Source organism: Streptomyces sp. NPDC091289, assembly GCF_044757365.1.
Lineage (GTDB): Bacteria > Actinomycetota > Actinomycetes > Streptomycetales > Streptomycetaceae > Streptomyces.
Map to the genome: position 1 here is coordinate 152,855 of NZ_JBIVUT010000022.1, position 7,083 is coordinate 159,937.

Sequence of the window (7,083 nt, forward strand, 5' to 3'; positions counted from 1 at the left end):
AAAGAAAAGAGGAGAGCAGGCGCGGGTTACGCGAGCGAGGGGTTGCCCTGCTTCCCCGCCGCGCAGTCGGCCGTCCCGGCCCGCTCGGCCGCGGGCACCCGTGCCCGCGGGGCAGCCCCCGCCGTACGCCCCTCACCGGCTGCCGCGCTCTTCGCGATCAGCCGCGAGCGTGACCGGCCGCCCTCGCCGTCGCCGCGCTGGAGGTGCAGTGCGATCCCCACCGCCGCCAGGGCCAGGGCCGTCATCGCCGCGCCCGCCCAGGCCGTGGACGCGAAGCCCAAGTCCAGGTCGATCACCGTGCCGCCGAGCCACGGGCCGCTCGTGTTGCCCAGGTTGAACGCCGCCGTCGTGGTGGCTCCGGCCAGCGTCGGGGCGGCCCCGGCCACGTTGAACATCCGGGCGTTCAGTGCGGGGGCCGTGAAGAAGGCGGACAGGCCCAGCAGGAACGCCAGCGCGACGACCGCGATCTGGCTGGACGCGAACAGGGCCAGCGCCACCAGGAACACCGTGGACGCCGTGATGCCGCTCAGCAGCACCCCGAAGAGGTGCGCGTCCGCGACCCGGCCGCCGATCACCGTACCGATCAGCGCGCCCACGCCGAACAGGCCGAGGATCCACGGCACCCAGCCCGAGTCGAGTCCCGCCACGTCCGTGAGCAGCGGCGCCAGGTAGCTGAACGCGCAGAACACCCCGCCCGCCGCGAGCGCGGTGATCACGATGGCCAGCCAGACCTGCCGGTCCCGGTAGATCGCCAGCTCCCGCTTCAGCTCGGGCTTCCTCTCCGGCAGCGGGATGTGCGGGATCCGCGTGGCGACGCCGACCAGGGCCACCGCCGAGGCCGCGCCGACCGCCCAGAACGCCGAACGCCAGCCGAGGTGCTCGCCGAGGAAGGCCCCCAGCGGCACGCCCAGCACGTTCGCGACGGACAGGCCGCCGATCATCACGGCCATCGCCCGCGCCCGCGCGTTCACCGGGACCATCGCGATGGCCACGGCCGCGCCGACCGCCCAGAAGCCCGCACAGGCGAGCGCGCTCACCACCCGGGAGACGAAGAGGATCTCGTACGTCGGGGCCAGCGCACCGGCGATCTGGCCGAGGCCGAACACCGAGATCAGCGCGATCAGTGTGGTGCGGCGCGGCAGCCGGAGCGTGGCGACGGCCAGCAGCGGGGCGCCGACCACCATGCCGATCGCGAACGCGGATATAAGGAGTCCGGCCTGCGGGATCGACACGTTCATGTCGTCGGCGATCGGCGGGAGCAGGCCCGACAGCATGAACTCACTGGTGCCGAGTGCGAAGACCGAGAGGCCGAGAATGTATACGGCCAGCGGCATGGGTGCGCGGCGGGAGGGAGAGTCGGGCATGACTCGTCCCAACGCCGGGGAACGCTTCCGCATTCCCCGGCGCGGAGCGGAGCCGCGCCCGCTACGACGTCCCCGTTACGCGGGAAGGGCGTGCAGCTTCTTGCCGTGCAGGGCGAAGACGTGCTTGCCGTCGGTGGCCACCAGCCACGCGTGGTAGTCGCCGGACTTGTCGTTGAACGTCCAGCGCAGGGCGCCGGTCTTCGCGTCGAAGGCGTGGACGCCGCCCTGCTTGTCGAGGTCGGTGGCTCCGTAGAGGGCGCCGCCCGCCTTGACGAACTGCCGCGGCACCTGCGCGCCCGTGTCCTTGAGGGCCGTGGACTGCCAGACCTTCTTCCCGGTGCCCGGCTGGAGGGCCCACAGCGTGCGGCCGCTGTCCGCGATGTACAGCACGTCCTCCACGAGGCTCGGCTCCCGGAACGTGGTGAACTTCTCGGTCTCCACGGACCACTTCTCGGACCCGTCGGACAGGGCGAACGCCTGGAGCCGCTGACCCTGCGGGACGATCACCAGGTCCTGGTGGACGACGAAGGGCCCGTAGCTCGTCTTCGTCGTCTTCTGCGTCCACACCTGCCGGCCGGTGGCGGTGTCGCGGACCGTGAGGTTCTTCTTGAAGTCGGTGTAGACGAGGTAGCGGCCCTGCACGACGGCGTGCACACCGTTCTGCTCGGTGCCGAGGTCGCGCTGTTCCTTCCAGACGACCTTGCCCGTGCTGCTGTTCAGCGCGGCGATCACGTTGGTGTGCGACGAATTGTCGAGTTCGAGGATCTCGGCGATGACGTACACCTGCTCCGCGTCCACCGCGACCGGCCTCGGCTGCCGGTACTCCTTGCCCAGGTGGCTGCGCCAGGCCTCCTTGCCGGACCCCGGTACGTAGCCGATGACGTTGCCGTCGTACTTGCCGCTGGCCAGGTACAGGGTGCCGTCGCCGAGCAGCAGCGGCGCGCCGGGCACCGCGCCGCCCGACAGCGACCACCGCTCCTCGCCGGTCGCGCCGTCGAGGGCGGCCAGCGGATCGCCGCTCGCGATCACGACGCCGTCCACGGCCACCAGCTCGTCGTTGTCCCCGTAGGTCTGCGCCGCCGTCGTCCTCGTCCACAGCGGCTTGGGGGCCTGGCCGTCCTCGGGGGCCTTGCCGTTCTCCTCGGGAGAAGCACTGCGCGGCGGCGGCGTGCTGCCCGTACCGCCGGTCGCGAGCTCGTCCTCGCAGCCGGTCAGGCCGGCGCCGAGCACTGCCATCGTGAGACCGCCCCCGGCCAGTCGCAGTACTCGCCGCCGCGAAGATCTGCCGACCGTCGTGCTGCCGTATCCCTTGGACATTTCGCCGTACCCCCGTGGAGTCGTATGAGCGGAAAGATGAAGCGGGCTGCCTTTGCAGAGTGTGTGCATCTGCGATGCCAGACGTTAGCCGTGACTCCGGTTGCCGGGTCTGGTCAGGGCTCGACCGGGACGACACCGTGAACGAACCGGAACATTTGCCGGGCCCGGCGGGTGGTCAGCGGGGGCCGGACGACGTCAGCAGCTCCAGCTCCGTCGCCAGGTTGTGCCGGGCCCGCGCCTCCCACTCCGCCGCGCCGTACGGGGTACGGAACAGCCGGGGCAGGTCCAGGAGTTGCCGCAGCACCGCCGCCCGGCCCTCCCGGAACGCCTCGTCCGGGACGAAGCCGTACTCCTCCCGGACCTGCGCCGCGTACGCCCCGTACTCCTGCGGGCCGCCCGCCAGGATCGCGAGGTCGGCGTCGCACAGCACCTCGCCGTCGCGGTCGCCGTCCGCCGGGTCGTGCGTGACGGTGAGGCGGACCAGCCGGGCGACCTCCGCCACCACCGCCTCCGGCACCCCCGCCTCGGGCAGCGCACGCTCGGCGAGGGCGGCGCTGCGCTCCTCGTTCTCGCTCCGGTCGGGCCGGTACACCGCGTCGTGGAACCAGGCGGCGAGGCGTACCGCGTGCACATCGTCGGCGTACCCGGCCAGGGTGTCGACGCGGTCCAGGACGGTGATCAGGTGGGCGGTCGTGTGATAGCGGCGCTGCGGCTCGGCCCAGCGGGCGAGGAGATTCTCGGCGTACGGCAGCGGATCGGGGCCGTCCGCCCCGGCGCGCGCGGCCAGCAGCGTGTCCCGCCAGCGGTCGCGGAGGGCGGCGGTGCCGTGCGGTCCCGCGGTTTCGTGCGGTTCTGCGGCTTCGCGCGGTCCTGCTGCTTCGTGCGGAGGGCGGGGGCTGTCCGTCATGGGGCGACTCTAGACGCCCCCGGGGGCGTGGGAGCCGTGCCCATCCGCCCTCCGGACCGGCCCTTGTCGGCCTGCCGAACGGTCATTACCGTGCGCCCGTGATGAAGATGATGGATCTCAACGCGGACCTCGGCGAGGGCTTCGGCACCTGGACCCTGACCGACGACGACGCGCTCCTCGCCTGCGTCACGAGCGCCAACGTCGCCTGCGGCTTCCACGCGGGCGACGCCTCCGTGATGCGGCGGGTCTGCGACGCGGCGGCGGCGAACGGCGTACGGATCGGGGCGCAGGTCTCCTACCGGGACCTGGCCGGGTTCGGGCGCCGCTCGATGGACGTGCCGGCCGCCGAGCTGACCGCCGAGATCGCCTACCAGATAGGCGCGTTGCGGGTCTTCGCGGAGGCCGCCGGGTCCACCGTCTCGTACGTCAAGCCGCACGGCGCGCTCTACAACCGGGCCGTCTGGGACGACGACCAGGCCGCCGCCGTGATCGCGGGCGTACGGCTCGCGGGCGGGAAGCCGGCCGTGCTCGGGCTGCCCGGATCCCGGCTGCTCGCCCACGCGGCCGACGCCGGACTCCCCGCCGTGGAGGAGGCCTTCGCCGACCGTGCGTACACCCCGCAGGGCACCCTCGTACCGCGCGGTGAACCGGGGGCGGTGGTGCACGACCCGGACGACGTCGTACGCCGGAGCGTCGGCATGGCCGTCGAGCGGGCGGTGACCGGGGCGGACGGCAGCCGGATACCCGTCTCGGCACGCTCGCTCTGCGTCCACGGGGACACCCCGGGCGCGGCGGCCCTCGCGCGCCGGGTGCGGGCCGCGTTGGAGGAAGCGGGCGTCGCGGTACGGGCGTTCGTGTGAACGGCCAGGGTGGTACGCGTACGAGTACGCCGGATGCGGGGACGAGTTCGGGTTCGGGGGCGCGCCGTGTCGGTCCCGGTCCCGCGCAGGTACGCGTCCTTCCCGCCGGGCCGCACGCGCTGCTCGTCGAGCTGGCCGACGGCGAGCACGCCGAGGCCTTCCACGCCGAACTGCTCCGCCGCCGCGAGCGCGGTGAACTCCCCGCCGTACGCGAGATCGTCCCGGCCGCCCGTACCGTCCTGCTCGACGGGATCGCGGTGGGCGGGCCCGGGGCCCGGGACCGGTTCGCCCGGGAGCTGGTCTCCTGGCGGATACCGCCGCCGCACCGCGAGGGCCGCGACGCGGTGGAGATCCCCGTCGTCTACGACGGCCCCGACCTCGACGAGGTCGCCGCGCTCTGGGGCGTCCCGGCCGCCGAGGTGGCCGCCCTGCACTCCCGTACCGCGTTCCGGGTGGCGTTCTGCGGGTTCGCCCCCGGGTTCGGCTACCTCACCGGGCTGCCCGAGCCGTTGCACGTGCCCCGGCGCACGACCCCGCGCACCCGGGTCCCGGCCGGGGCGGTGGCCCTCGCCGGGCCGTACACCGGGGTGTACCCGCGTCCCTCGCCCGGCGGTTGGCAGATCGTCGGGCGGATGCCGGACCCGGGTGCGCTGTGGGACCCGGGCCGGGAACCGGCGGCGCTGCTGGAGCCGGGTACGCCGGTGAGGTTCGTGCCGGTGGAGGCGGTGGAGGCGGTGGAAGCAGTGCAGGCAGTGGAAGCGGCGGGGGTGGTGCCGGCCGGGACGGGCTCGGTTCCGGCTTCCCGGGCGGGGGACTTCCGGAGGGGCAGCGGATGACGCCGCCCGCCGGCTCCCGCCTGCGCGTCGTCCGGGCCGGGGCGCTGACCACCGTGCAGGACGCGGGCCGGCCCGGCTGGGCCCACCTCGGGGTCGGGCGCGCCGGGTTCCTGGACGCGCCCGCCGCCCGGCTGGCCAATCGGCTGGTGGGCAACCCGCCGGACGCCGCTGTCCTGGAGACCACGCTCACCGGGTGCGCGGTCCGCCCGGACCGGCCGGTCGTGGCCGTCGTCGGCGGGGCGGGCTGCCGGGTGACGGTCGACGGGCGGCCGGTGGCGTGGGGCGCGCCGGTGCGGGTGCCCGCGGGCGCGGTGCTGGACGCGGGTCCCGCCGGGACCGGGCTCCGGAGCTACCTGGCGTTCGCGGGCGGGCTGGCGCCGGACCCGGTGCTGGGCAGCCGCTCGGCCGACCTGCTCTCGGGGCTCGGGCCGGCACCGCTGGGCGAGGACGACGAACTCCCGCTGGGAGAACCGGTGTCGGGCGGGCCGCTGCCGCCCGCCGGGCCCGTTCCCTGGCCCGGCGCCCCCGCCGAGCTGGTGCTCCCGGTCCACCCCGGGCCCCGCCACGACTGGTTCACCGAAGCCGCGCTCCGTACGCTCCACACCGCCGCCTACCGGGTCTCGCCGCACAGCAACCGCATCGGCCTGCGGACGGAGGGCCCGGCGCTGGAGCGGTCCCGTACGGGCGAACTGCCCAGCGAGGGCATGGTGCTGGGCGCGATCCAGGTGCCGCCGGACGGCCGGCCCGTGGTCTTCCTCAACGACCACCCGACGACCGGCGGCTACCCGGTCGTCGGCGTCGTCCCCGAACGGGCCCTCGCCCCGGCGGCGCAGGCGGTACCGGGGACCCGGCTCCGTTTCGTACGCGCCTGAGCGCGGCGGGACCGGATGACGGCCCCGCCGCGCTCACGTGTCTTTCTGCTCACGCGCCCTTGAAGGTGCGCAGCCGCAGGGAGTTGCCGACCACGAAGACGGAGGAGAAGGCCATCGCGGCTCCGGCGATCATCGGGTTGAGGAGTCCGGCGGCGGCCAGCGGGAGGGCGCCGACGTTGTAGGCGAAGGCCCAGAAGAGGTTGGTGCGGATGGTGGAGAGGGTGCGGCGCGAGAGGCGGATCGCGTCGGCGGCGGCGTTGAGGTCGCCGCGGACCAGGGTGAGATCCCCGGCCTCGATGGCGGCGTCCGTCCCGGTGCCCATCGCGAGACCGAGGTCGGCCTGGGCGAGAGCGGCGGCGTCGTTGACGCCGTCGCCGACCATCGCGACCGAACGGCCCTGTGCCTGAAGGCGCTTGACCACATCGACCTTGTCCTGCGGCATGACCTCCGCGTACACCTCGTCGATGCCCACCTCGGCCGCGACCGACTCCGCCACGGCCCGGTTGTCGCCGGTGAGGAGGATCGGGGTCAGACCGAGGGCGCGGAGCCGGCGCACGGCCTCGGCGCTCGTGTCCTTCACCGCGTCGGCCACCTCCAGCACCGCGCGCGCCTCGCCGTCCCAGGCGACGGTGATCGCGGTACGCCCGGCCGCCTCGGCGGACTGCTTCGCCTCGGCGAGGTGGTCGGGGAGCCGGATCTCCCACTCGGCCAGGAGCTGTTCCCGTCCGACGAGGACGGCGTGGCCCTCGACGGTGCCCTGGACGCCGAGTCCGGGGATGTTCTGGAAGTCCTCGGGGGTGGGGAGGGGGCCGGTGGCGTCGGTCGCGGCGGCGGCGATGGCTTGGGCGATGGGGTGTTCGGAGGCGTTTTCGAGGGCTCCGGCGATCCGGAGGACTTCCTGCTTGTCGGTTCCTTGGGTGGTGTGGG

General features: G+C 74.1%; 7 protein-coding genes. 3 read left to right on the forward strand and 4 right to left on the reverse strand.

Annotated elements, in window-relative coordinates; all coding sequences use genetic code 11:
• Positions 1-26: 26 nt before the first annotated feature.
• From ACIQPT_RS27925 to ACIQPT_RS27935, 3 genes are all read right to left on the reverse strand, one after another.
• Positions 27-1,334 (reverse strand): Cmx/CmrA family chloramphenicol efflux MFS transporter, encoded by a 1,308-nt coding sequence (locus tag ACIQPT_RS27925; protein ID WP_401159732.1) that lies wholly within the window; start codon positions 1,332-1,334, stop codon positions 27-29.
• Between the two features lie 105 nt (positions 1,335-1,439).
• Entirely contained in the window at positions 1,440-2,681 is a 1,242-nt protein-coding gene (locus tag ACIQPT_RS27930; RefSeq protein WP_401159717.1) for a PQQ-binding-like beta-propeller repeat protein, read from the reverse strand.
• A gap of 175 nt (positions 2,682-2,856) precedes the next feature.
• Positions 2,857-3,588 (reverse strand): hypothetical protein, encoded by a 732-nt coding sequence (locus ACIQPT_RS27935; RefSeq protein WP_401159718.1) that lies wholly within the window; start codon positions 3,586-3,588, stop codon positions 2,857-2,859.
• 110 nt (positions 3,589-3,698) lie between these two features.
• Here ACIQPT_RS27935 and ACIQPT_RS27940 point away from each other — a divergent pair, with 110 nt between their 5' ends.
• Genes ACIQPT_RS27940 through ACIQPT_RS27950 form a run of 3 tightly spaced genes read left to right on the forward strand, consistent with a single transcriptional unit; the run spans position 3,699 to position 6,156 of the window.
• Complete coding sequence (locus tag ACIQPT_RS27940) at positions 3,699-4,448, forward strand: LamB/YcsF family protein (protein ID WP_401159733.1); 750 nt, start codon at positions 3,699-3,701, stop codon at positions 4,446-4,448.
• Complete coding sequence (locus tag ACIQPT_RS27945) at positions 4,445-5,284, forward strand: allophanate hydrolase subunit 1 (protein ID WP_401159720.1); 840 nt, start codon at positions 4,445-4,447, stop codon at positions 5,282-5,284. The genes ACIQPT_RS27940 and ACIQPT_RS27945 overlap by 4 nt, the downstream gene beginning before the upstream one ends.
• The gene (locus tag ACIQPT_RS27950) at positions 5,281-6,156 is read left to right on the forward strand and encodes a biotin-dependent carboxyltransferase family protein (RefSeq protein WP_401159722.1); all 876 of its coding nucleotides are present in this window, start codon (positions 5,281-5,283) and stop codon (positions 6,154-6,156) included. The genes ACIQPT_RS27945 and ACIQPT_RS27950 overlap by 4 nt, the downstream gene beginning before the upstream one ends.
• Before the next feature lie 49 nt (positions 6,157-6,205).
• Here ACIQPT_RS27950 and ACIQPT_RS27955 read toward each other — a convergent pair.
• On the reverse strand, positions 6,206-7,083 hold an 878-nt coding region (locus tag ACIQPT_RS27955), incomplete at its 5' end, for an HAD-IC family P-type ATPase (RefSeq protein ID WP_401159724.1).